22 protein-coding genes are annotated in these 22,117 nt (G+C 72.1%); all 22 read left to right on the plus strand.

Going from position 1 to position 22,117, the window contains the following annotated elements; translation table 11 throughout:
* Positions 1 to 5: 5 nt before the first annotated feature.
* Entirely contained in the window at positions 6 to 407 is a 402-nt protein-coding gene (locus AC1DPN_RS16030) for a DUF4233 domain-containing protein (protein WP_477085763.1), read from the plus strand.
* 54 nt (positions 408 to 461) lie between these two features.
* On the plus strand, positions 462 to 896 hold the full coding sequence (ndk, locus tag AC1DPN_RS16035; protein WP_477085764.1) for a nucleoside-diphosphate kinase: 435 nt from the start codon (positions 462 to 464) through the stop codon (positions 894 to 896).
* A 54-nt stretch (positions 897 to 950) separates the two neighbouring features.
* Positions 951 to 4,514 (plus strand): chromosome segregation protein SMC, encoded by a 3,564-nt coding sequence (gene smc / locus AC1DPN_RS16040; RefSeq protein WP_477085765.1) that lies wholly within the window; start codon positions 951 to 953, stop codon positions 4,512 to 4,514.
* Positions 4,515 to 4,647: 133 nt separating this feature from the next.
* Positions 4,648 to 4,965 carry a hypothetical protein gene (locus tag AC1DPN_RS16045; RefSeq protein ID WP_477085766.1) on the plus strand — a complete coding sequence of 106 codons (318 nt, stop codon included), beginning with the start codon at positions 4,648 to 4,650 and terminating at the stop codon, positions 4,963 to 4,965.
* 69 nt (positions 4,966 to 5,034) lie between these two features.
* Positions 5,035 to 6,225, plus strand: a complete 1,191-nt coding sequence (ftsY, locus tag AC1DPN_RS16050; RefSeq protein WP_477085767.1) for a signal recognition particle-docking protein FtsY — start codon at positions 5,035 to 5,037, stop codon at positions 6,223 to 6,225.
* 292 nt (positions 6,226 to 6,517) lie between these two features.
* Positions 6,518 to 7,804 (plus strand): ammonium transporter, encoded by a 1,287-nt coding sequence (locus AC1DPN_RS16055; RefSeq protein ID WP_477085768.1) that lies wholly within the window; start codon positions 6,518 to 6,520, stop codon positions 7,802 to 7,804.
* Entirely contained in the window at positions 7,804 to 8,145 is a 342-nt protein-coding gene (locus tag AC1DPN_RS16060; RefSeq protein ID WP_477085769.1) for a P-II family nitrogen regulator, read from the plus strand. The genes AC1DPN_RS16055 and AC1DPN_RS16060 overlap by 1 nt, the downstream gene beginning before the upstream one ends.
* A gap of 45 nt (positions 8,146 to 8,190) precedes the next feature.
* Complete coding sequence (locus AC1DPN_RS16065) at positions 8,191 to 9,987, plus strand: [protein-PII] uridylyltransferase (protein WP_477085770.1); 1,797 nt, start codon at positions 8,191 to 8,193, stop codon at positions 9,985 to 9,987.
* Positions 9,988 to 10,014: 27 nt separating this feature from the next.
* On the plus strand, positions 10,015 to 11,616 hold the full coding sequence (gene ffh / locus AC1DPN_RS16070) for a signal recognition particle protein (RefSeq protein WP_477085771.1): 1,602 nt from the start codon (positions 10,015 to 10,017) through the stop codon (positions 11,614 to 11,616).
* Positions 11,617 to 11,633: 17 nt separating this feature from the next.
* Positions 11,634 to 12,728 carry an amidohydrolase family protein gene (locus AC1DPN_RS16075; RefSeq protein ID WP_477085772.1) on the plus strand — a complete coding sequence of 365 codons (1,095 nt, stop codon included), beginning with the start codon at positions 11,634 to 11,636 and terminating at the stop codon, positions 12,726 to 12,728.
* Between the two features lie 174 nt (positions 12,729 to 12,902).
* Positions 12,903 to 13,328, plus strand: coding sequence for a 30S ribosomal protein S16 (gene rpsP, locus AC1DPN_RS16080; RefSeq protein WP_477085773.1), 426 nt, complete (start codon positions 12,903 to 12,905; stop codon positions 13,326 to 13,328).
* Entirely contained in the window at positions 13,328 to 13,567 is a 240-nt protein-coding gene (locus AC1DPN_RS16085) for an RNA-binding protein (RefSeq protein ID WP_477085774.1), read from the plus strand. The genes rpsP and AC1DPN_RS16085 overlap by 1 nt, the downstream gene beginning before the upstream one ends.
* Before the next feature lie 97 nt (positions 13,568 to 13,664).
* Positions 13,665 to 14,222 (plus strand): ribosome maturation factor RimM, encoded by a 558-nt coding sequence (rimM, locus tag AC1DPN_RS16090; RefSeq protein ID WP_477085775.1) that lies wholly within the window; start codon positions 13,665 to 13,667, stop codon positions 14,220 to 14,222.
* A 1-nt stretch (position 14,223) separates the two neighbouring features.
* Positions 14,224 to 15,000, plus strand: a complete 777-nt coding sequence (trmD, locus tag AC1DPN_RS16095) for a tRNA (guanosine(37)-N1)-methyltransferase TrmD (RefSeq protein ID WP_477085776.1) — start codon at positions 14,224 to 14,226, stop codon at positions 14,998 to 15,000.
* Between the two features lie 209 nt (positions 15,001 to 15,209).
* Positions 15,210 to 15,575, plus strand: coding sequence for a 50S ribosomal protein L19 (gene rplS, locus AC1DPN_RS16100; protein ID WP_028047047.1), 366 nt, complete (start codon positions 15,210 to 15,212; stop codon positions 15,573 to 15,575).
* A gap of 163 nt (positions 15,576 to 15,738) precedes the next feature.
* Positions 15,739 to 16,602 carry a signal peptidase I gene (gene lepB, locus AC1DPN_RS16105; protein WP_477085777.1) on the plus strand — a complete coding sequence of 288 codons (864 nt, stop codon included), beginning with the start codon at positions 15,739 to 15,741 and terminating at the stop codon, positions 16,600 to 16,602.
* Positions 16,599 to 17,381 carry a ribonuclease HII gene (locus tag AC1DPN_RS16110; protein ID WP_477085778.1) on the plus strand — a complete coding sequence of 261 codons (783 nt, stop codon included), beginning with the start codon at positions 16,599 to 16,601 and terminating at the stop codon, positions 17,379 to 17,381. Before lepB ends, AC1DPN_RS16110 begins: the two co-directional genes overlap by 4 nt.
* 45 nt (positions 17,382 to 17,426) lie before the next feature.
* Entirely contained in the window at positions 17,427 to 17,750 is a 324-nt protein-coding gene (locus AC1DPN_RS16115) for a DUF2469 domain-containing protein (protein WP_477085779.1), read from the plus strand.
* 146 nt (positions 17,751 to 17,896) lie between these two features.
* Positions 17,897 to 18,253, plus strand: a complete 357-nt coding sequence (locus tag AC1DPN_RS16120; RefSeq protein ID WP_477085780.1) for a YraN family protein — start codon at positions 17,897 to 17,899, stop codon at positions 18,251 to 18,253.
* Positions 18,254 to 19,777 (plus strand): YifB family Mg chelatase-like AAA ATPase, encoded by a 1,524-nt coding sequence (locus AC1DPN_RS16125; RefSeq protein WP_477085781.1) that lies wholly within the window; start codon positions 18,254 to 18,256, stop codon positions 19,775 to 19,777.
* Positions 19,774 to 20,967 carry a DNA-processing protein DprA gene (gene dprA / locus AC1DPN_RS16130; RefSeq protein WP_477085782.1) on the plus strand — a complete coding sequence of 398 codons (1,194 nt, stop codon included), beginning with the start codon at positions 19,774 to 19,776 and terminating at the stop codon, positions 20,965 to 20,967. The genes AC1DPN_RS16125 and dprA overlap by 4 nt, the downstream gene beginning before the upstream one ends.
* A gap of 197 nt (positions 20,968 to 21,164) precedes the next feature.
* The gene (locus AC1DPN_RS16135; protein WP_477085783.1) at positions 21,165 to 22,097 is read left to right on the plus strand and encodes a tyrosine recombinase XerC; all 933 of its coding nucleotides are present in this window, start codon (positions 21,165 to 21,167) and stop codon (positions 22,095 to 22,097) included.
* Positions 22,098 to 22,117: the final 20 nt, after the last annotated feature.

Consider the following 22,117-nt stretch of genomic DNA (forward strand, 5'->3'; position numbering starts at 1 on the left):
TCCGCATGAGCACTACGACCGGTGACGGCTCCGCCGTACGCCGCAAGCGCCCCGCAAAGCCCCAGTTCACGCAGACGATCCTCGTGCTCGAAGCGGTCCTGGTGTTCTTCGCGACGCTCGTGGCGTACGGCCTGAAGCTCGCTCCGAGCTCGTCGATCTGGCTCGTGGGCGGTGGCTTGGCCCTGCTGCTGATCCTGCTGTCCGGGTTCGTGTCCCGGCCCGGCGGCTACGTCGCCGGGTCGGTGGCGCAGGTGCTCGTGCTCGCGGGCGGGATCTGGGTCCCGACGATGTTCGCCATCGGCGGGATCTTCGTGATCCTGTGGTGGGTCGCCCTCCGGCTGGGGGGACGCATCGACCGGGAGCGTGCCGAGTACGACGCCGCCCATCCCGGCGCTGTCGGCCCCTGAGCCGAATCTGGATCGGAGAGCTCCGGATCCAGTCGCCCGGTTAGGGTGACCGCCATGACTGACGCACCGAGCACGCAGCGCACCCTCGTCCTCGTCAAGCCGGACGGCGTCCGCCGCGGACTGACCGGCGAGATCCTGCGCCGCATCGAGGCCAAGGGCTACACCCTGGTGGCCGTCGAGCTGCGCGAGGCCTCCGAGGAGCTGCTCGCCGAGCACTACGCCGAGCACGCCGGCAAGCCGTTCCTGACACCGCTGGTCGAGTTCATGCGCTCGGGCCCGGTGCTCGCCGTCGTCGTCGAGGGACACCGGTCGATCGAGGGCTTCCGCTCGCTCGCAGGCGCGACCGACCCGACCGTCGCCACGCCGGGCACCATCCGCGGTGACCTGGGCCGCGACTGGGGCCTCAAGGTCATCCAGAACCTCGTGCACGGCTCCGACTCGCCCGAGTCGGCGGCCCGCGAGATCACGCTCTGGTTCCCGGCGCTCTGAGGCGGCTCGCCTAGCCTGCGGTCCCCGCGGGCGTCCGCCGTCTAGGCTTCGGGCGTGCACCTCAAGACCCTCACCCTGCGGGGGTTCAAGTCGTTCGCCTCGGCGACGACCCTGAACTTCGAGCCGGGCGTCACCTGCGTCGTCGGGCCCAACGGCTCGGGCAAGTCCAACGTCGTCGACGCGCTCGCCTGGGTCATGGGGGAGCAGGGCGCCAAGTCGCTGCGCGGCGGCAAGATGGAGGACGTCATCTTCGCCGGCACGACCGGCCGCCCGCCCCTGGGCCGCGCCGAGGTGTCGCTCACGATCGACAACGCCGACGGTGCGCTGCCGATCGAGTACTCCGAGGTCACGATCTCGCGCACGCTGTTCCGCAACGGCGGTTCCGAGTATGCGATCAACGGCCAGGGCTGCCGCCTCCTCGACATCCAGGACCTGCTCTCGGACTCGGGCCTGGGCCGCGAGATGCACGTCATCGTCGGCCAGGGACAGCTCGATGCCGTCCTGCGGGCCACGCCCGAGGAGCGGCGCGGCTTCATCGAGGAGGCCGCGGGCGTCCTCAAGCACCGCAAGCGCAAGGAGAAGGCGCTTCGCAAGCTCGAGGCCATGCAGGCCAACCTCACGCGGCTGGGCGACCTGACGGGCGAGATCCGACGACAGCTCGGACCGCTCGGTCGGCAGGCCGAGGTCGCGCGCAAGGCGCAGACGGTCCAGGCGGACCTGCGCGACGCGCGCGCTCGGTTGCTGGCTGACGACCTCGCGCAGCTGACGTCCACGCTCGAGCAGGAGATCGCCGACGAGAGCGCCCTGCGGGTACGCCGCGAGGAGGTCGAGCGGGCCCTCGCGGGTGTCCGCGCACGGCTCGCGACGCTCGAGCGGGAAGCCGCCGAGGCCGCCCCGGCGCTCAGCGAGGCGAGCGAGGTCTGGTACCGGCTCTCGTCGCTGCGCGAGCGCCTGCGCGGTACCGCGTCGCTGGCCGCCGACCGGGTCCGGCTGCTCGGCAGCGCGGGACCAGAGCGCTCCGGTGGAGCGGACCCCGACGACCTCGCAGCCCAGGCCGAGCGCGTCCGCTCCGCCGAGGCCGAGCTGGCCTCGGAGGTCGAGATCGCCCGCGTCGGCCTGGAGGCAGCCGTCACGGCCCGCCAGCAGGCCGAGGCCGAGGCGACGGCCGCCGAGAAGGAGGTGGCGACCGCGCTGCGAGGTGCCGCCGACCGCCGCGAGGGCGTGGCCCGGCTCGCCGGCCAGGTCGCCGCCCGGCGGAGCCGTGTCGAGGCCACGCAGGCGGAGATCGGCCGCCTGCGCGGGTCGCTGGCCGCTGCCGAGCTGCGCGCGCAGGAGGCGACCACCCAGTTCGCCGTCCTCGAGTCGCAGGTCGCCGGGGTCGAGGAGGGCGAGGAGGGGCTCGATGCCGAGCACGAGGCCGCGGTCGAGGCGCTCGAGACGGCGACCGAGCGTCTGGCCGCGCTGCAGGAACAGCTCGGTGCCGCGGACCGCGAGCGGGCCGCTCTGGAGTCCCGCGCCGAGACCCTCGAGCTCAGCCTGACGCGCAAGGACGGCGTCGGCGCGCTGCTCGCCGCGGACGGTCAGCCCGGTCTGGTCGGCTCCGTCGCTGCCCTGCTTGCCGTCGACCCGAAGGACGAGGAAGCGATCGTCGCGGCGCTCGGCTCGCTGGCCGACGCGGTCGCGGTCGACTCGGTCGACGCGGCCGTCGACGCGATCCGCTACCTGCGCACCGAGGACGCAGGCCGCGCGACGCTGCTGGTCAGCGGCGCGGACGCCCCCACCGCCGCGCCGGTCACCGACATCCCGGCCGGCGCCGACCGCGCGGTCGACCTCGTGCGCGCGCCGGCGCACGTGCGCGCCGCGGTCGAGACCCTGCTCGCCGACGTGGTCGTGGTCGACGATCTCGCGGCTGCTCGCGCCATCGTCGCGACCCGCCCGGACCTGGTCGTCGCGACCCGCTCCGGAGACGTCCTGTCCCAGCACCGCGCGTCGGGCGGCTCGGCGACCGCGCCGAGCGCCCTGCACCTGCAGGCCGCGCTCGAGCAGGCGCGCTCGGGCGCCGCGCAGGCGACCGCGGCGGGAGAGCGCGTCCGGTTCGAGCTCACGACCGCGACCGAAGCGCTCGCCGCCGCACGCACGGCCCACGAGCACACGCTCGACCGCCTGAACGAGTCCGACGCTGCCCTCGCGGCCGTCGCCGAGCAGCTGGGCCACCTCGGCTCGACAGCCCGAGCAGCGAACGCCGAGGCCGCGCGCCTGCAGACCTCGCTCGACGGGGCGTCGAACACGCTCGAGGCTGACACCGCCGAGCTCACCGAGCTGACCGAGCGGCTCGCCGCCGCCGAGGTCGAGCCCGCCGAGAGCGAGGCCGCGATCATGGAGGGCAGCGCCCGCCGGGACCGCCTCGCCGAGCTCGCGTCGGGCGCCCGCGCCCGTGAGACCGAGGCCCGACTGACGCTGCGGACGGGCGAGGAGCGCGCGCGTGCCCTGTCCGGACGCGCCGAGTCGCTCGAACGGGCCGCGCAGGCCGAGCGGGTCGCCCGCGAACGTGCTGCAGAGCGGGAGCGGTCGCGGGCCCGTCAGGCCGGTGTCGCCGAGGCCGTCCGTGACGGTGCCACGCGCGCCCTCGTCGTCCTCGACGAGTCCCTGCGTCGCGCGTCGGCCGAGCGTGACGCCGCCGAGGTCGCACGCGGTGACCGCGACCGTGCCGTCGTCGCCGCCCGTACCGAGGTCGACGTGCGTGCGGGTGAGCTGGCCCAGCTCACCGACGTCGCCCACCGTGACGAGATGGCTCGCACGCAGCAGCGGCTGCGCATCGAGGCCCTGCAGGCCCGCGCGGTCGACGACCTGGGCCTGGACCCCGCGGTCCTGATCGAGGAGTACGGCCCGCACCAGGACGTCCCGGTGGTCCCGGCTCCCGACCCGGACTCCGACGAGCCGACCGCCGTGCCGTACGTCCGCGAGCAGCAGGAGAAGCGCCTGCGGGCCGCCGAGCGCGCGCTGTCCCTCCTCGGACGGGTCAACCCGCTCGCGCTCGAGGAGTTCGCTGCGCTGGAGGAGCGCCACCAGTTCCTGGTCGAGCAGCTGGCTGACCTCAAGAAGTCGCGCGCCGACCTGTTGGAGATCGTCAAGGAGATCGACGAGCGCGTCGAGCAGGTGTTCGCCGACGCCTACCGCGACACTGCCGCCGCGTTCGACGTCGTCTTCCCGCGGCTGTTCCCCGGCGGCGAGGGACGGTTGGTCCTCACCGACCCCGACAACATGCTCACCACCGGCATCGAGGTCGAGGCCCGTCCCGCGGGCAAGAAGGTCAAGCGCCTGTCGCTGCTGTCCGGTGGCGAGCGGTCGCTGACGGCCGTGGCGCTGCTCGTCGCGATCTTCAAGGCCCGGCCCAGCCCGTTCTACGTCATGGACGAGGTCGAGGCCGCGCTCGACGACGCGAACCTGGGCCGGCTCCTGGAGATCTTCCGCGAGCTCCAGGAGGACTCCCAGCTCATCGTCGTGACGCACCAGAAGCGCACGATGGAGATCGCCGACGCGCTGTACGGCGTGACGATGCGCGGCGACGGCGTGACCACGGTCATCAGCCAGCGGATGCGCGAGGACGTCACGGTCTAGCGCTGTCGGTCCGGCCGTGCCGCTTACGCTCCGACCGAGTCCCACAGCTCGGGCTTGTGGAGATTGTGTGCGGTTGTGCCCAGGGCGCCGGTTCGGGACTGGTTCCGAGCGGATCGCCGCGGAGACTGGGAGCATGCCTCTCCTCGTCGCGGTCTTCGTCGCTCTCCTCGTCGCGAGTGGCGTGCTGCTCGCTGCCAGCGTCGCGAGCACCCGACGTGAGCGCCGCGAGTCGCCCTTGACGACGCTCCGCACGGGTTTGACCGGTCGTGACCACCCCGATGCCGCCGTCGGCGCTGCCGCCACGGCCGAGCCGGTCGACGTCTCGCTCGCCGACTTCCTGCGTGCCACGGTCGAAGAGGGCGACCCTTACCTGCACGTCGACGAGCTGGCAGCGACGCTGAGCGACGCACGTGCCAAGGCCGTGGGTGTGCTCCCGGGTCGTCGCCGCTGACCCACCGCGGCACGTGGGCGTGACCTACGTGACTCGCTTCGAGGTGTCGCAGCCGTACAGACTGTCCCGGTGACCAACGAGAGCCTCGAAGTCTTCCTGGCCGCCGGTATCCCGGTGGCCCTCCTCGTCGTCCTGGCGACCGCGCTCGTGCGCCGGCGCCGCCCACGGATCGACGAGGAGGAGCCGGTTGCCGTCGCGGAGCCGGCGCCCGTCGTCGAGCCGGCACCCGTCGAGACGCCCGACGTCGTGGAGCCCGTGGAGGCGCCGGCGGAGGTCTCTCCGGAGGAGGCTGCCGAGGCGCCCGTCCTCGAGGTCCCCGAGCCGGTGGCCGGTCGGCTGGCACGGCTGCGCTCCCGGCTCGCTCGGTCGGGCTCTCCGCTCGGCACGCGACTGCTCGCGGTCCTCTCGCGTGACCACCTCACCGAGGACGACTGGGACGAGCTCGAGGAGACCCTCCTCCTCGCCGACGTCGGTGCGGGTCCGAGCGCGGACCTGATCGACGCCCTGCGCACGCGCGTCCGGGTCGACGGCGTCAAGGATCCTGGCCAGGTGCGCGCCCTGCTGCGCGACCAGCTGATCGCGCTCGTGGACCCCACGCTCGACCGGTCGATCAACACGACTCCCGCGGTGGGCGCCGACGGCTCCGCCGTGCCCGCGGTCGTGCTCGTCGTCGGCGTCAACGGGACCGGCAAGACGACGACCGTCGGCAAGCTAGCCCGCGTCCTGGTCGCCGAGGGGCAGACGGTCGTGCTCGGCGCCGCCGACACGTTCCGTGCCGCAGCCGCCGACCAGCTCCAGACGTGGGGCTCCCGGGTCGGTGTGCACACCGTGCGCTCGGACCGGGACGGCGCCGACCCGGCCGCGGTCGCGTTCGACGCGGTGCGGACGGGCCGGGCGGAAGGTGTCGACGTCGTGCTCGTCGACACGGCGGGTCGCCTGCAGAACAAGGCGGGCCTGATGGACGAGCTGGGCAAGATCACGCGCGTCATCACCCGTGAGGCCCCGCTGTCCGAGGTGCTGCTCGTGCTCGACGCGACGACGGGCCAGAACGGCCTGAACCAGGCGCGCGTCTTCGGTGAGGTCGCGGGTGTCACGGGCATCGTCCTGACCAAGCTCGACGGCACCGCCAAGGGCGGGATCGTCGTGGCGGTCCAGCGTGAGCTCGGGGTTCCGGTCAAGCTGGTCGGTCTCGGAGAGGGTCCGGACGATCTCGCGCCGTTCGATGCGGCGTCCTTCGTCGACGGGCTGCTGGAGGGCTGATCCGCCCAGAGCGACGCCCAGTCCGTCCGACGCACGCCCGATCGACGCCCTGACCTGGTGCGACGCGGGGTGGGCGTCGCCGCGACGTGCTGGACACCCGCTCACCACGAAATCGAACGTTTACGCAGGATCGGCGCATGTCACACGGCTGTAACGCTGGTGGTGACCGAAGGAAACCGTCCTCCCCGAATGTTGACCCGTCCGGCCGCCAGGTCGGCGGAGGGAGAGACGCGTAATGGGCTCCACCTTGGTTTCCGAGGCGTTTGAACTGAACGAAGGCAACACCGCCTGGATGCTGACCTCGGCAGCGATCGTCCTGATGATGACGGTCCCTGGCCTGGCCTTCTTCTACGGTGGGATGGTCCGCAGCAAGTCGGTCCTGAACATGCTGATGATGAACTTCATCTCGGTCGGGACCGTGGGTTTCATCTGGGTGCTGTACGGCTACTCGATGGCGTTCGGCCCGAGCACGACCGGGATGGGCCAGTTCTTCAACAGCCCGTTCACGTACTTCGGGCTCAACGGACTGACCGACGAGAAGAGCCTGATGTTCGCCACGGGCGTCCCCGCGCTCGTCGCCGTGGGATTCCAGGCCACGTTCGCGGTGATCACCGTCGCGCTCATCTCGGGTGCGATCGCTGACCGCATGAAGTTCGGCAGCTGGGTCGCCTTCACGGTGGTCTGGGCCACGCTGGTCTACTTCCCGCTCGCACACATGGTGTGGGGCGGCGGCTTCCTGGGCTGGGGCGGGCAGGTCTCGCAGTGGCTCTCGACCCCCATCGACTTCGCCGGTGGCACGGTCGTCCACATCAACGCCGGTATCGCCGGCCTGGCGCTCGTGCTCCTGCTCGGCAAGCGCAAGGGCTGGCCGAAGGAGCCGATCCGGCCGCACAACCTGCCGTACACGATGCTCGGTGCCGGCCTGCTGTGGATCGGCTGGTTCGGGTTCAACGCAGGCTCCGAGTTCGGCGCGGACAGCGTCGCCGGTCGTGCCTGGATCAACACGTTCATCGCCACCTGCCTCGCGATGCTCACCTGGCTCCTCACGGAGAAGATCCGTGACGGTTCCGCGACGTCGCTCGGTGCCGCATCGGGCATCGTGGCTGGTCTGGTCGCCATCACCCCGGCCGCGGCCGCGGTTGACACGTGGGGCGCCATCGCGATCGGTGCGATCGCCGGTGCCGTGTGTGCGCTCGCAGTCGGCCTGAAGTTCAAGTTCGGTTTCGACGACGCGCTGGATGTCGTCGGTGTCCACCTCGTCGGTGGTATCACTGGAACCGTGCTGATCGGGTTGTTCGCCACGTCGGCCGAGGGGCAGAGCACGTTCCTCCCGCCTGACGCCCAGGAAGGCCTGTTCTACGGGGGCGGCTGGACCCAGCTGGCCACCCAGGTGGTCGTGGCGCTGTGCGCAGTCGTGTTCTCCTTCGTGCTGACGGCCATCATCGGCCTGGTCATCAAGGCGATCACCGGTCTGCGGCTCAGCGAGGACGACGAGGTGAACGGCATCGACCTGGCAGTGCATGGTGAGACGGCGTACGAGACCTTGGGTGGAACCCGGGTCCTGACGGAGGTGAACTGATGACCAAGCTCGTCACGGCTGTCATCCAGCCGCATCGGCTCGATGACGTGAAGTCGGCACTCGAGGCCGCCGGAGTCCGAGGGCTGACGGTGAGCGAGGCGAGCGGCTACGGCCGTCAGAAGGGCCACACCGAGGTCTACCGAGGCGCCGAGTACACCGTCGACCTCGTGCCGAAGGTGAAGATCGACGTCCTGGTGTCCGACGAGGACGTGGCGGGCGTGACCGAGGTCATCATCCGCGCCGCCCAGACCGGCAAGATCGGTGACGGCAAGGTCTGGGTCGTGCCGGTGGAGGACGTCGCTCGTGTCCGCACCGGTGAGCACGGCAACGATGCTCTTTAGCATCGCCGCTAGCAGGCCTCCTCACAGAATGGTCAGCTGCAGCACATGACACAGGAACGGCCGCCCGCGGGGGGCGCGGCCGCGAACGGGTCGCCCGAGGTCCCGCACCCCCCGGTTGGGGTGCGGGACCTCCGCAGTGAACGGCTCGATCTCGCGGCGAGCAGGACGGGCCCCGGCTCGGACGGCATCGGGCGACGACGAGCGATCGCCGACCTCGTCGTCAGCCGGCTCGGTGAGCAGTGGGCGCTGGCCACCGACGGCGAGGACGTCTCCGGCATCGCGCTCGGCGCGGTCGGAAGCATCGGCCGTGGCGACGCCAGCCCGGTGAGCGACCTCGACCTCCTTCTGGTGCACGAGGGTCGCGGACACTCGTCCGAGGAGCTCGCCGCGCTCTCGCAGCGCATCTGGTACCCGATCTGGGACGCCGGCCTCGATCTGGACCACTCGGTCCGCTCGCTCGCGCAGTGCCGTCAGGTGGCGTCCAAGGACCTGCCCGCCGCGGTGGGTCTGCTCGACCTGCAGCCGGTGTCCGGCGACGCGCTCGTGATCGCGCGCGCCAAGTCGGCCCTGCTGGAGGACTGGCGCTCCGCGGCCCGGCGCAGGCTGCCCGAGCTCCTGAGCTCGACCCGGCAGCGCGCCGAGCGGCACGGTGAGCTCGCGTACCTCATCGAGCCCGAGCTCAAGGAGGCGCGTGGCGGGATCCGGGACGCCGTCGTGCTCAGCGCGCTCGCCGCGACGTGGCTCACGGACCGCCCGCACGGCGCGGTGGACATGGCGTACGCGCACCTGCTCGACGTCCGGGACACGGTGCAGGTGGTGACGCGGCGGCACACCAACCGCCTGCTGCTCGCGGACCAGGACGAGGTCGCGGCTCTCGTGGGCTTCGACGACCGCGACGACCTGCTGGCCAGCATCGCCGAGGCCGGTCGCGTCATCTCGTACGCATTGGACACCACGGCGCGCAACGCCCGGCAGGCACTGCAGCGGCCGGCCCGGACGGCCATGCTCGTGCGTGGGCGACGCAGTGCGCCGCGTCTGCGCTCGATCGCCGAGGACCTCGTCGAGCACGACGGCGAGATCGTGCTGGCCGTCGACGCGCGCCCGGCCGCCGACCCCCTGCTGTCGCTGCGCGCGGCAGCGACTGCTGCGCGCACGGGCCTGAGCCTGTCGCCCGTGACGGTCGCGAGCCTGACGGCAACGCCGTCGCTGCCTGACCCGTGGCCGAAGGCGGCGCGCGGCTACCTGCTGCAGCTGCTCGGCTCCGGCCCCGCGCAGGTGCCCATCTGGGAGGCCCTCGACCTCGCGGGCGTCGTGACGACGTGGATCCCCGAGTGGGCGGGTGTCCGCAACCGGCCGCAGCGCTCCCAGGTCCACCGGCACACCGTCGACCGGCACCTGATCGAGACGGTCGCCCGCGCGAGCCGCGACAAGCGCGTCGTCGAGCACGGGGACACCCTTCTCGTGGCGGCGCTGCTGCACGACATCGGCAAGCGCGCGGGCGCAGGGGACCACTCGATCGAGGGCGCGCGGCTGGCGGGTCCGATCGTCGCGAGGATGGGTTTCGACGACCAGGTCGTCGCCGACGTGACGCGGCTCGTCCGTGAGCACCTGACGCTCTCGGAGCTCGCGACGACCGCCGACCCGGACGACCCGTCGACGATCGCGCGGCTGCTGGACGCCGTCGACCATCGCCCGGACATGCTCGTGCTGCTGCGCTCGCTCACCGAGGCGGACGCCGGCGCGGCGGGGCCGCTCGCGTGGAGCACGTGGCGCGCGACCCTCGTCGACGACCTGACGGCGCGGGCCACCCGGGCGCTGGCAGGTACGCTAGGACGTCCCTAAGAACCCCCGAAGCGTGAGGATCGCCAGGTGTTCGCCACCCTGTCCGACCGACTGACGTCGACCTTCAAGAACCTGCGCACCAAGGGACGTCTGTCCGAGGCGGACATCGACGCCACCGTGCGCGAGATCCGTCGTGCGCTGCTCGACGCCGACGTCGCGGTCCCCGTCGTCCGGTCGTTCACCGGCGCCGTGCGTGAACGCGCGCTGTCCGCCGAGGTCTCCGGTGCGCTGAACCCGGCGCAGCAGGTCGTCAAGATCGTCAACGAGGAGCTCGTCTCGATCCTCGGCGGCGAGACGCGCACCCTCCACCTCGCGAAGAACCCGCCGACGGTCATCCTGCTCGCGGGTCTGCAGGGTGCCGGCAAGACCACCCTGGCCGGAAAGCTCGCGCTGCACCTGAAGTCGCAGGGGCACACGCCGCTGCTCGTCGCGGCCGACCTCCAGCGCCCGAACGCGGTCACGCAGCTCCAGGTCGTCGGCGAGCGCGCCGGCGTGCCTGTGTTCGCGCCCCACAAGGGCAACCAGGGGCACGAGGACGTCCTACCGGCCGACGCCGACCCGGTCGCGGTCGCGCGTGAGGGCCTGGCCACGGCGAAGTCGAAGCAGCACGACGTCCTGATCGTCGACACCGCCGGCCGCCTCGGCGTCGACGCGGACCTGATGAAGCAGGCGTCGGACATCCGCGACGCGCTCGACCCCGACGAGATCCTGTTCGTCATCGACGCGATGATCGGCCAGGACGCGGTCACGACCGCGCAGGCGTTCCAGGACGGTGTCGGGTTCACCGGCGTCGTGCTCTCCAAGCTCGACGGTGACGCTCGCGGTGGAGCCGCGCTCTCGGTGGCCAGCGTGACCGGCCGCCCGATCCTGTACGCGTCCACCGGTGAGAAGCTCACCGAGTTCGAGGTGTTCCACCCCGACCGCATGGCCTCCCGCATCCTCGACATGGGTGACGTGCTCACCCTCATCGAGCAGGCCGAGAAGGCGTTCGAGGCGGGCGAGGCCGAGGCGCTCGCGGACAAGCTCGCGGCCGGTCAGGACCTCACGCTCGAGGACTTCCTGAGCCAGATGCAGCAGCTGCGCAAGGCCGGACCCCTCAAGAAGATGATGGGCATGCTCCCCGGCATGGGGCAGATGCGCGAGGCGCTCGACGCGTTCGACGAGCGCGAGGTGGACCGCATCGAGGCGATCATCCGCTCGATGACCCCGGGCGAGCGTCGCACCCCGAAGATCATCAACGGTTCGCGCCGCGCGCGCATCGCGAAGGGTTCGGGCACGCAGCCCAGCGACGTCAACCAGCTGCTCGAGCGGTTCGACGGTGCTCAGAAGATGATGAAGCAGATGGCCAAGGGCGGCGGGATGCCTCCGGGCATGCCGGGCAGCATGGGCAACCTGCCGGGCATGGGCGGCAAGAAGTCCAAGGGCCGCATGGCACCGCCTCCGCGCCGGACGAAGGCGAAGTCAGGCAACCCGGCCAAGCGCGCCGAGCAGGAGCGTGGCATCACGAGCCGGCCGGCGTCCGCGCCCGGTTCGGCATTCGGTGTTGCCGCACCGAAGGCGCCGGTCGACGTCGACCCCGCCGACCTGACGCTCCCCGCCGATCTCGACCGCTTCCTCGGCGGTCGCTGACTCGAACGGCCGGTCGAATGGTCCTGCACCTGCGTGGCACGGTCGTCGTCGACGACGAACGCGAGGTCGGTGAGGCCTGGGTCGTCGGCGGACGCCTGACGTTCGACCGGCCCCTCGCCGAGACCACCGCGGTCCTCGACGGCTGGGTGCTGCCCGGACTGGTCGACGTGCACTGTCACATCGGCCTCGCCGCCGACGGACCGGTCGACGCCGCGACGGCCGAGGTGCAGGCGATCGCCGACCGCGACTCGGGCGTCCTGCTCGTGCGCGACGCCGGCTCGCCTGCGGACACGGGCTGGGTCCACGACCGCGCCGACCTGCCCCGCCTCATCCGGGCCGGGCGCCACCTCGCGCGGCCCAAGCGGTACCTGCGGCACTACGGCCGCGAGCTCGCGGCGCCAGGTGACCTGCCGGGCGCGGTGCTCGAGGAGGTCGCGCGCGGCGACGGGTGGGTCAAGCTCGTCGCTGACTGGATCGACCGCGACCTGGGTGCCGAAGGTGACCTGACCCCCTTGTGGCCGGCCGACGTGCTCGCGGACGCCGTGGCCTGCGCGCACGCAGCGGGCGCCCGGGTCACGGCACACACGTTCGCCACCGAGTCCCTCGACCCGCTGCTCGACGCCGGCATCGACTGCCTCGAGCACGCCACGGGTGCCACCCCGGCGCAGATCGACCGCATCGCCGCCGCGGGCATCCCCGTCACGGCGACCCTGCTGCAGATCGCCCAGTTCCGGGCCATCGCGGCGCAGGGGGAGGAGCGGTACCCGCGGTTCGCCGCGCGCATGCGCTCGCTGTACGACCACCGCTACCAGCTGGTGCGGGACCTGCACGAGGCGGGGGTCCCGGTCCTCGTCGGGACGGACGCCGGTGGCACCCTCGGGCACGGCCGGATCGCCGACGAGGCCGCCGAGCTGGTCCGTGCGGGCCTGCCGGCCCAGGAGGTGGTCGCGGCCGCCAGCTGGCGCACCCGTGCGTGGCTGGGTGTGCCCGGCATCGCGGAGGGCGCGAGCGGCGACGTCGTCGTCTTCGCGGCGGATCCACGGGCGGACATCGGTGTGCTCGAGCACCCGCGCGCGGTCGTGCTCCGTGGGGCTGTGGTCGCCGGGGTGTGACGTCGGGCATCTGGTTGGGGGAGACGTTCCGCGTCTGGCACAATGGTCTGCTGTACCCGACGTCTGCAGCCCCTCTACCTGCGTTCGTCGTGTCCCCGACCGAACCGGCGCGCCCAACCCCACGGGCCATGCGCGGGAACGTCAACTCAGCAGACCTCAGGAGAAGACCACACCGTGGCCACGAAGATTCGTCTCAAGCGTTTCGGCAAGATCCGTCAGCCGTACTACCGCGTCGTCGTCGCCGACTCGCGCACCAAGCGTGACGGCCGCGTGATCGAGGAGATCGGCAAGTACCACCCCACCGAGGAGCCCTCGCTCATCGAGATCAACTCGGAGCGCGCGCAGTACTGGCTCGGCGTCGGCGCGCAGCCGACCGAGCAGGTCGCCGTGCTCCTCAAGATCACGGGTGACTGGCAGAAGTTCAAGAACCTCCCCGGCCAGGAGGGCACCCTGCGCACGAAGGCCGACAAGGTCGACCCGAAGGCTGCCATCGAGGCCGTCGGTCTCGACGCCGAGAAGGCCAAGGCCAAGGCGTCCGAGAAGAAGGCCGCCGAGAAGGCCGCCGCTGCCGAGGCTCCGGCCGAGGACGAGCAGGCCTGATGCTCGCGGAGGCGCTCGAGCACCTGGTGCGCGGCATCGTCGACCACCCGGACGACGTGCGGGTCAACGCCTCGACGCTGCGTCGAGGCGACCTGCTCGAGGTGCGCGTGCACCCCGACGACCTCGGTCGTGTCATCGGACGCGGCGGTCGTACGGCTCGTGCCCTGCGCACGGTCGTCGGCGCGCTCTCCACGGACGGAACGGTCCGGGTCGACGTCGTGGACGTCGACCGGCGCTGAGCCTCCAGCACGAACGTGCAAGGCCCGGTCCCCTAACCTGGGGGCCGGGCCTTTGCCTTGATCCCCGCTCCTACCTGCACCTCTCGGAAGGACTCCCATGCTGCTGACCGTCGCGCGCATCGGCCGTGCACACGGCCTGCGTGGAGAGGTCGCGCTCGACCTGCGCACCGACAACCCCGAGGACCGCTTCGGCGTCGGCGCCGAGCTGCAGACCGTGCCTGCCGCGCGCGGTCCGCTCACGGTGGTCAGCACCCGGTCCCAGCAGGGCCGCTGGTACGTGGCCTTCGCGCAGATCACGGACCGCACGATGGCCGAGGCCATGCGCGGGACCGAGCTCGTCGTCGAGGAGGACACCTCCGACGAGGACGACGCCTGGTACCCGCACGAGCTCGCCGGGCTGCGTGCCGAGCACGTGGACGGCACGCTGCTGGGGGAGATCATCGGCCTCGAGCACCTGCCCGCGCACGACATGCTCGTGCTGCGTGAGCCGGACGGGACGCGAACGCTCGTGCCGTTCGTGCGCGCGATCGTGCCGGTCGTGGACGTCGCGGGCGGTCGGGTCGTGCTGGACCCGCCGGGCGGCCTGCTGGCCTCCGACGCGGCGAACCTGGTCATCTCCGAGGAGACGGTCGGCCAGTCCGGGGACGACGACTGACGTGCGCATCGACGTCCTCTCGATCTTCCCGGAGTACCTGAGCCCGCTCGACCTCTCGCTCGTCGGCAGGGCACGGACGTCCGGTCTGCTCGACCTGCGCGTGCACGACCTCCGCGACTGGACGACCGACCGGCACCGCACGGTCGACGACACCCCGTTCGGCGGGGGAGCCGGCATGGTCATGCGCCCCGACGTGTGGGGCGCGGCGCTCGACGACGTGCTCACGCCCGGTGCGCACCTGCTGGTGCCCACGCCGGCGGGAGAGCCGTTCACGCAGCGGACCGCCGAGGCGCTGGCGGGTGAGTCCCACCTGGTGCTGGCCTGCGGTCGGTACGAGGGGATCGACGCGCGCGTCGCGGCGCACTACGCGGACCGGCCGGACGTGACGGTGACCGAGTTCTCGATCGGCGACTACGTGCTCAACGGCGGCGAGGTCGCGGCGCTCGTGGTCGTGGAGGCCGTCGGTCGCCTGCTGCCCGGAGTCGTCGGGAACCCCGAATCCCTCGTCGAGGAGTCGCACGGCGTGGCCGGTCTGCTCGAGTACCCGGTCTACACGAAGCCGCCGTCGTGGGCGGGCCTCGACGTCCCGGACGTGCTGCTGTCGGGCCACCACGCCAAGATCGCCCGGTGGCGTCGCGACACGGCCCTGGAGCGGACCGCCGCCCGCCGGCCGGACCTGATCGCCGCGCTGCCCCTGGAGGAGCTGGACGCGCACGACCTGCGCGTCCTCGCCGAGCAGGGCTGGGCCCCTTCTGACGGGCGGCTCCGAGCCGTCTGATTATCGGGACGAGCCGTCGATGTGGCAGACTTGCCCGTTGGTGCGCGCAGGCCGCGTCTCTGCCACAGGGGAGACGACCGACGGCCACCCGAGATTCGTACTCGGACTCGCACGACCTTTGAGCCCACGGACGCCGGTCCTGCCCGCAAGGGCGCCGAGACGTCCCGACGACGCTCCTGACCTGTGGCAGGGCGAGGAAGTGACATCACATGCACACGCTCGACTCGGTCGACGCAGCATCGCTGCGCTCCGACATCCCGGACTTCCGCGCCGGTGACACCCTGAAGGTCAACGTCAAGGTCGTCGAGGGCACCCGCTCCCGCATCCAGGCGTTCCAGGGCGTCGTCATCGCACGCCAGGGCAGCGGCGTCCGCGAGACGTTCACGGTTCGCAAGGTCAGCTTCCAGGTCGGCGTCGAGCGCACCTTCCCGGTGCACTCCCCGAGCCTGGAGTCGATCGAGGTCGTCACCCGCGGTGACGTCCGTCGCGCCAAGCTGTACTACCTGCGCAACCTTCGCGGCAAGAAGGCGAAGATCAAGGAGAAGCGCGACTTCGTCCCGGCCAAGAAGGCCTGAGACCTCGACGCTCTCTGCGTCGTCCGGACGGGCGGTCACCTCACGGTGGCCGCCCGTTCCGTCGTCCCGGCGCGGGCTGCGTCATCGCGTTCGGTCCACGTTCGTCGCCTGCCAGGCGCTGATCGTGTGCGCGGAACACACCTGCGCATGCGAGAGTGTGCGGGTGATCGACCGACCCGCCGACGAGCTCGACCCGGACACTGGGCCCGCCGCATGGCCCGGTCAGGTGGCGTCCGCGGTGCCGTCGACGTCGAACGCACCCACGCCGTCCCCCGAGCCCCAGCCGCCCTTCGAGGCCCTCGGCGGGGTGCCCGGTCCGACGAGCCCGCGTCGGCACGCGGCGGCCAAGCGACGCGGCGGCGCCGGCTCGCTGCTGCGCGAGACGGCGATCATCCTGGTCAGCGCGATCGTGCTGTCCCTCCTGGTCAAGACGTTCCTCGTGCAGGCGTTCTTCATCCCGAGCCAGTCGATGCACGACACGCTGATCGAGAACGACCGCATCCTGGTCAGCAAGCTCACGCCCGGCCCGCTGGACCTGCGGCGCGGCGACATCGTGGTGTTCAAGGACCCCGGCGGCTGGCTCAGCGGACAGGTCGTGCCCGACCCGGGCCCGGTCCGCGCGCGCCTCAACGAGGTGCTCACGTTCATCGGCCTGTACCCGGCCGACGCCAACGAGCACCTCGTCAAGCGCCTGATCGGCCTGCCAGGGGACCATGTCGCGTGCGCCGGGCCGGGCGAGCCGATCACGGTCAACGGCGTCGCCATCGACGAGCCGTACCTCGCCGATGGCGCGATCCCGAGCGAGCAGGCCTTCGACACCACGGTCCCCCCGAACAGCATCTGGGTGATGGGTGACAACCGGCAGAACTCTGCCGACTCCCGGTACCACACCGGCAATCCGGGGGGAGGCTCCGTGCCCATCGCGAACGTCGTCGGGACGGCCTTCGTGACGGTCTGGCCCCTCGAGCGGTTCGGTCTCCTGCGCAACCCGGGCAGCACGTTCGCGGACGTGCCAGACCCGTCGTGACGACCACCGAGCCCCTCGTGACGACGCAGCGAGCGCCGTCCAGGACTCCGGCGCCCCGCACTCCACCGCACCTGCGCAACGAGCGACTGCTCCTGCGTGACGGCGCGCGCCTGCTCGCAGGCATGGACGAGGTAGGCCGTGGGTCGCTCGCCGGGCCGGTCAGCGTCGGCGTCGTCGTGGTCGACGTGACGACCCGCTCTGCACCCCGGGGCGTCGCGGACTCGAAGCTCCTGGCACCGGCCGCGCGGACGGCCCTGCTGCCCGCTCTGCGCCGCTGGGGTGTCGCCCGCGCGGTCGGGCACGCGAGCGCGGCCGAGATCGACGAGATCGGGATCATCGCCGCCCTGCGGCTGGCAGGGCATCGCGCGCTCGCCACAGCGGCCCTCGAGGTGGGTCCGGTCGACGTCGTGCTCCTCGACGGCTCGCACGACTGGCTGAGCCGGCCCGCGCAGGGCGACCTGTTCGAGCTCGCCGACGAGCCTGCCGTCGTCGGTCCTCGCGTGCACATGAGGGTCAAGGCCGACCGGACGTGCGCGAGCGTGGCGGCCGCGAGCGTCCTGGCCAAGTGCGAGCGCGACTCGATGATGGTCGACCTCGCGGCCGAGCACCCGCAGTACCGGTGGGACGAGAACAAGGGTTACGCGTCGCCCGAGCACATGGCCGCGCTGCGAGAGCTCGGCCCGAGCGTGCTGCACCGGCGGTCGTGGCGGCTGCCCGGTGTGGACGGAGGGGCGGACGCGGACGTGTTCGCAGACATGCAGGACTCGACCGCCGGTTGAGTCGCGTCGTCGGGCGACCGGGCCTCGATGGGGGATGATGGGCGCGTGAGTGCCGAGGACCTGGAGAACTACGAGACCGACATGGAGCTCGCGCTCTACCGCGAGTACCGGGATGTCGTGGGGCTCTTCTCCTACGTCGTCGAGACCGAGCGCCGGTTCTACCTGGCCAACCAGGTCGACCTGCAGGTCCGCTCCGCGGCCGGCGAGGTCTACTTCGAGCTGTCGCTCGCGGACGCCTGGGTCTGGGACGTGTACCGGTCGGCGCGGTTCGTGAAGTCGGTCCGGGTCGTGACGTTCAAGGACGTCAACGTGGAGGAGCTGGCCAAGGCCGAGCTGGACCTCGGCGGCAGCGCCGGCTTCTCCCGCTGAGCGGGCGCCTCCTGCCGAGTCGACGCACTCGGGCCCAGCTCGTGTGAGCCGTCCACAGCCCGCCATGCGAGGCCGTCGCCACAGGTGCGCGCGAGCGCGCCGTGGGACAAGGATCGACTGGCACCGTCGTGCCCGGAGGTGGTCCGGTGCGCGCGAAGGACGCAGTGGGACGGTACGGCGAGGACGTCGCGGAGGCGCACGTACGCGGACGTGGTTGGCAGGTGCTCGAGCGCAACTGGCGGTGCCGCGACGGTGAGCTGGACCTCGTCGCGCTCGACGGCGACGAGCTGGTCGTGGTCGAGGTCAAGACGCGCCGGTCGACGACCTACGGGCATCCTGCCGAGGCGGTCACCGCCGTCAAGCTCGCTCGGGTGCGTCGCCTCGCGGCGCTCTGGTTGACGGCGCACGACGTGCATCCGCGCTCGGTCAGGGTGGACGTGATCGCCGTTCTCCTGCCTCGTCGGGGCGCCGCGCAGGTCGACCACCTCGTGGGAGTGGTCTAGATGGTGCTCGGGCGGACTCTCGGCGTGGCCCTCGTGGGTCTGACCGGGCACGTCGTGGATGTCGAGGCTCACCTCGCGGCGTCCTTGCCGGCCTTCACCCTCGTCGGGCTCCCCGACGCCTCGCTGGCCGAGTCCCGGGACCGGGTGCGTGCCGCGGTGACGTCGTCCGGCATGCCGTGGCCCAATCGCCGGATCACCGTGAACCTCTCACCGGCGACGCTGCCCAAGTCGGGCTCGGGATTCGACCTGGCGATCGCCGTGGCGACTCTCGCCGGCGCAGAGGTCATCGACCCGATCGCGCCCCAAGGGGTCGTCCACCTCGGTGAGCTCGGGCTCGACGGGAGGCTGCGTCCTGTGCGCGGGGTGCTTCCGGCGGTGGCCGCTGCTGTCGCCGCGGGCCGGTGCAGGGTCATCGTCGCCGACGCGAACGTCGCCGAGGCTCGGCTCGTCCCGGGGGCGCAGGTCGTCGGGGCGAGGTGCCTGGCCGAGGTGGCCGCGGGCTACGGCGCCGACGTGACCGTGCCGACGCTGCCGGCGGTCGCGTCGGAGTCGTTGCAGGTGCGCACCCGCCGAGCAGCGCTCGACCTCGCGGACGTCGTGGGCCAGGACGATGCGCGCACATGCCTCGAGGTCGCTGCGGCCGGCAGCCACCACCTGCTCATGGTCGGCCCGCCGGGCACGGGCAAGACCATGCTCGCGGCGCGACTGCCCGGGCTCCTGCCGGACCTGTCCGAGTCCGACGCGGTCGAGGTGACCGCGGTGCACTCGGTCGCGGGTGCGTTCGACCCGGGCGAGGGGCTGGTACGGCGCCCCCCGTTCGAGGACCCGCACCACACCGCGACGCCGGCGAGCGTGATCGGTGGCGGGTCGGGCATCCCGCGGCCCGGTGCGGCGTCCCGGGCGCACCGCGGGGTCCTGTTCCTCGACGAGGCACCCGAGTTCAGCACGGCGGTGCTGCAGACGCTGCGTCAGCCCCTCGAGCACGGCGAGCTCGTGCTGCACCGTGCTGCGGGGACGGCGCGCTATCCGGCTCGGTTCCAGCTCGTGCTCGCCGCCAACCCGTGCCCGTGCGGCCACGCAGTCGGCAAGGGGCTCGCGTGCACGTGTCGCAGCGAGCAGCGGCGCCGGTACTTCGGCAAGCTCTCGGGACCGCTGCTGGACCGGGTGGATCTGCAGGTCGAGCTCGAGCCTGCGCGCGCTGGAGCGGTGGCGGGGGAGTCCACCGACCGGGTGGCGCTCCGGGTGCTCGCCGCCCGTGCCGCGCAGGCGGAGCGCCTCGCCGGGACGACGTGGCGCACGAACGGCGAGGTGCCGGGTGGGTGGTTGCGGGACCGGCTCGGGCCCGACCGCGCCTTGACGAGAGACCTCGACCGGGCGCTCGACAGGGGCACGCTCAGCCTGCGCGGCGTCGATCGCGTGCTGCGGGTCGCGTGGACGCTCGCGGACCTTCGCGGCCGGACGGCGCCGAGCCAGTCGGAGGTCGGGCACGCCTTGCTGCTGCGCACACGGGGGAGCGGCGCATGAGTGACGCCCTCGCACGGGCCTCCTGGAGCGCACTCGTGGAGCCCGGCGACGTCGTTGCCGGGACGCTCGTCGAGCACCTGGGCGCATCGGACGCTCTGGACTGGGTACGTGCGTCCGTCGACGGGGTCACGGATGCGCACTGGGGGCGCCTGGAGGCGCGGTGCGGCGCTCTGGCCCCCGCCCTGCGCGGGCGAATCTCGCGCGCCGTGGAGCGGTGGTCCCTGCGGATGCCCGACATCGACCCCGAGCGCAGCCTGGACCAGCTCGATCTGATCGGCGGCGCGCTCCTGGTGCCTTCGGACCCGCGGTGGCCCGCCGAGCTCAATCGCCTCGGCGTCGAGACGCCGTTCTGCCTCTGGGTCCGCGGAACGGCGGACCTGCGAGGCCTCCTCCACCGTTCGGTGGCGGTCGTCGGGTCGCGGGCGGCGACCACCTACGGCGAGCGGGTGGCGTTCGACCTGGCCGACGGGCTGACCGGGCGCGGCGCCTGCGTAGTCTCCGGCGGCGCCTACGGGATCGACGCCGCCGTCCACCGCGGGGCCGTGTCCCGCGACGGGGCGACCCTTGTCGTGCTGGCCGGCGGTGTGGACCGTGCCTACCCGGCAGGCAACGCCCGACTCCTCGAGGCGGCCGTCTCGTCGGGCGGAGCGCTCGTGGCCGAGGTGCCGCCAGGCAGCCTGCCGACCAGGAGTCGGTTCCTGCAGCGCAACCGGCTGATCGCGGCGGCGGGTCGAGCGACCGTCGTGGTCGAGGCGGCGTGGCGATCCGGAGCGATGAGCACCGCGAATCACGCTGCCCGGTTGCTGCGGCCTGTCGGTGCGGTTCCGGGGCCGGTGACGTCGATGGCGTCCGCAGGATGCCACCGCCTGCTTCGCGAAGGCGTAGCCGTATGCGTCACCGACGTCGACGAGGTGGTAGAGCTCGCAGGGTGGTCCGGCGGGGACGTGTCACCCGCCGAGCTGGCCGCCGAGGCGACGGCCGTCCGGGCCAGGGACGACCTCGACCCACGGGCGCGCAGGGTGCTCGACGCCTTGCCGCGCCGGGTGCCCGCCGAGGTCGGTCGGGTGGCGGCAGGTGCCGGCCTCTCGACGTCGGAGGTGGTCGCCGCACTGGGGTTCCTGGAGCTCCGGGGATGGGCAGTTCGCCGGGGCAATCGATGGCGTCTGTCGGGGATGTCCGAATCGTGCTGATCACCGCATGTCCAGGAGGCGCGCCGTGATTCTGTGGAGAAGATGGGTGGGTGAGGGCCAGGCAGGGTGAAAAAAACGGACACCCCCGCAATTGTTGCCCCGAGAATCGGACATTGCACCTGGAATCGCCCAGCATTAGGCCATCGGTGTGACGTTGGTCCCTTGTTCTTGCAGGGCTTTCGCGACACCTTAGGGACATGAACGTGGCCGAGATCACCGCAGGGTCGCCCAGTCGGGCGAGCCTCCTTGGTGCATTCTCGGACCATCTGACCGCTCAGCGCGGATTGTCCGATCACTCGGTCCGGGCCTATATCGGCGACGTCGACCAGCTTCTCGGGTATTCCTCACGGCACGGCAGGAATGCACTCTCGGACATCGACCTGGCCACCCTGCGCGGCTGGCTCGCCTCCATGTCGACGTCGCACCGGAGCCGGGCCACCATCGCCCGTCGAGGCGCCGCAGCACGGACGTTCTTCGCCTGGGCCACCCGCACAGGGCTCGTCTCCACCGACCCGGCCCTGCGTCTGGCAACCGCGCGTGCAGCGTCACCGCTGCCGAACGTGCTCCGCGCCGAGCCTGTCGCGCAGCTGCTCGACTCCGCGGGCGAGCGTGCCGGCGACGACGACGCGATCCACCTGCGCGACTGGGCGCTGCTCGAGCTCCTGTACGCCACCGGCGTCCGCGTCGGTGAGGTCGTCGGCGCCGATCTGGCCGATGCCGACCCGGCCGAGCGCACGATCCGCGTCGTCGGAAAGGGCGACAAGGAGCGTGTCGTCCCGTTCGGTCGGCCCGCCGAGCTGGCCCTGCGCGCCTGGCTCGACCGCGGTCGCCCCCAGCTTGCCCAGCCCACCTCGCCGAAGGCCGTGTTCCTCGGCCGTCGCGGTGGGCGACTCGACCAGCGTCAGGCCCGCGCGGTCGTCCACCAGGCCGCCGCCCTCGCGGGCGTCGACGACGTCGCGCCCCACGCGCTCCGTCACACCGCTGCAACCCACCTTCTCGAGGGCGGGTCGGATCTACGCAGCGTCCAGGAGATCCTCGGTCACTCGAGCCTCGCCACGACGCAGCGCTACACCCATGTCTCAGCCGAGCGTTTGCGATCGGCGTTCCAGCAAGCGCACCCCCGAGCATGACGAACACGACGGAGCCCACC

Source organism: Cellulomonas sp. P4_H4 (assembly GCF_056400865.1).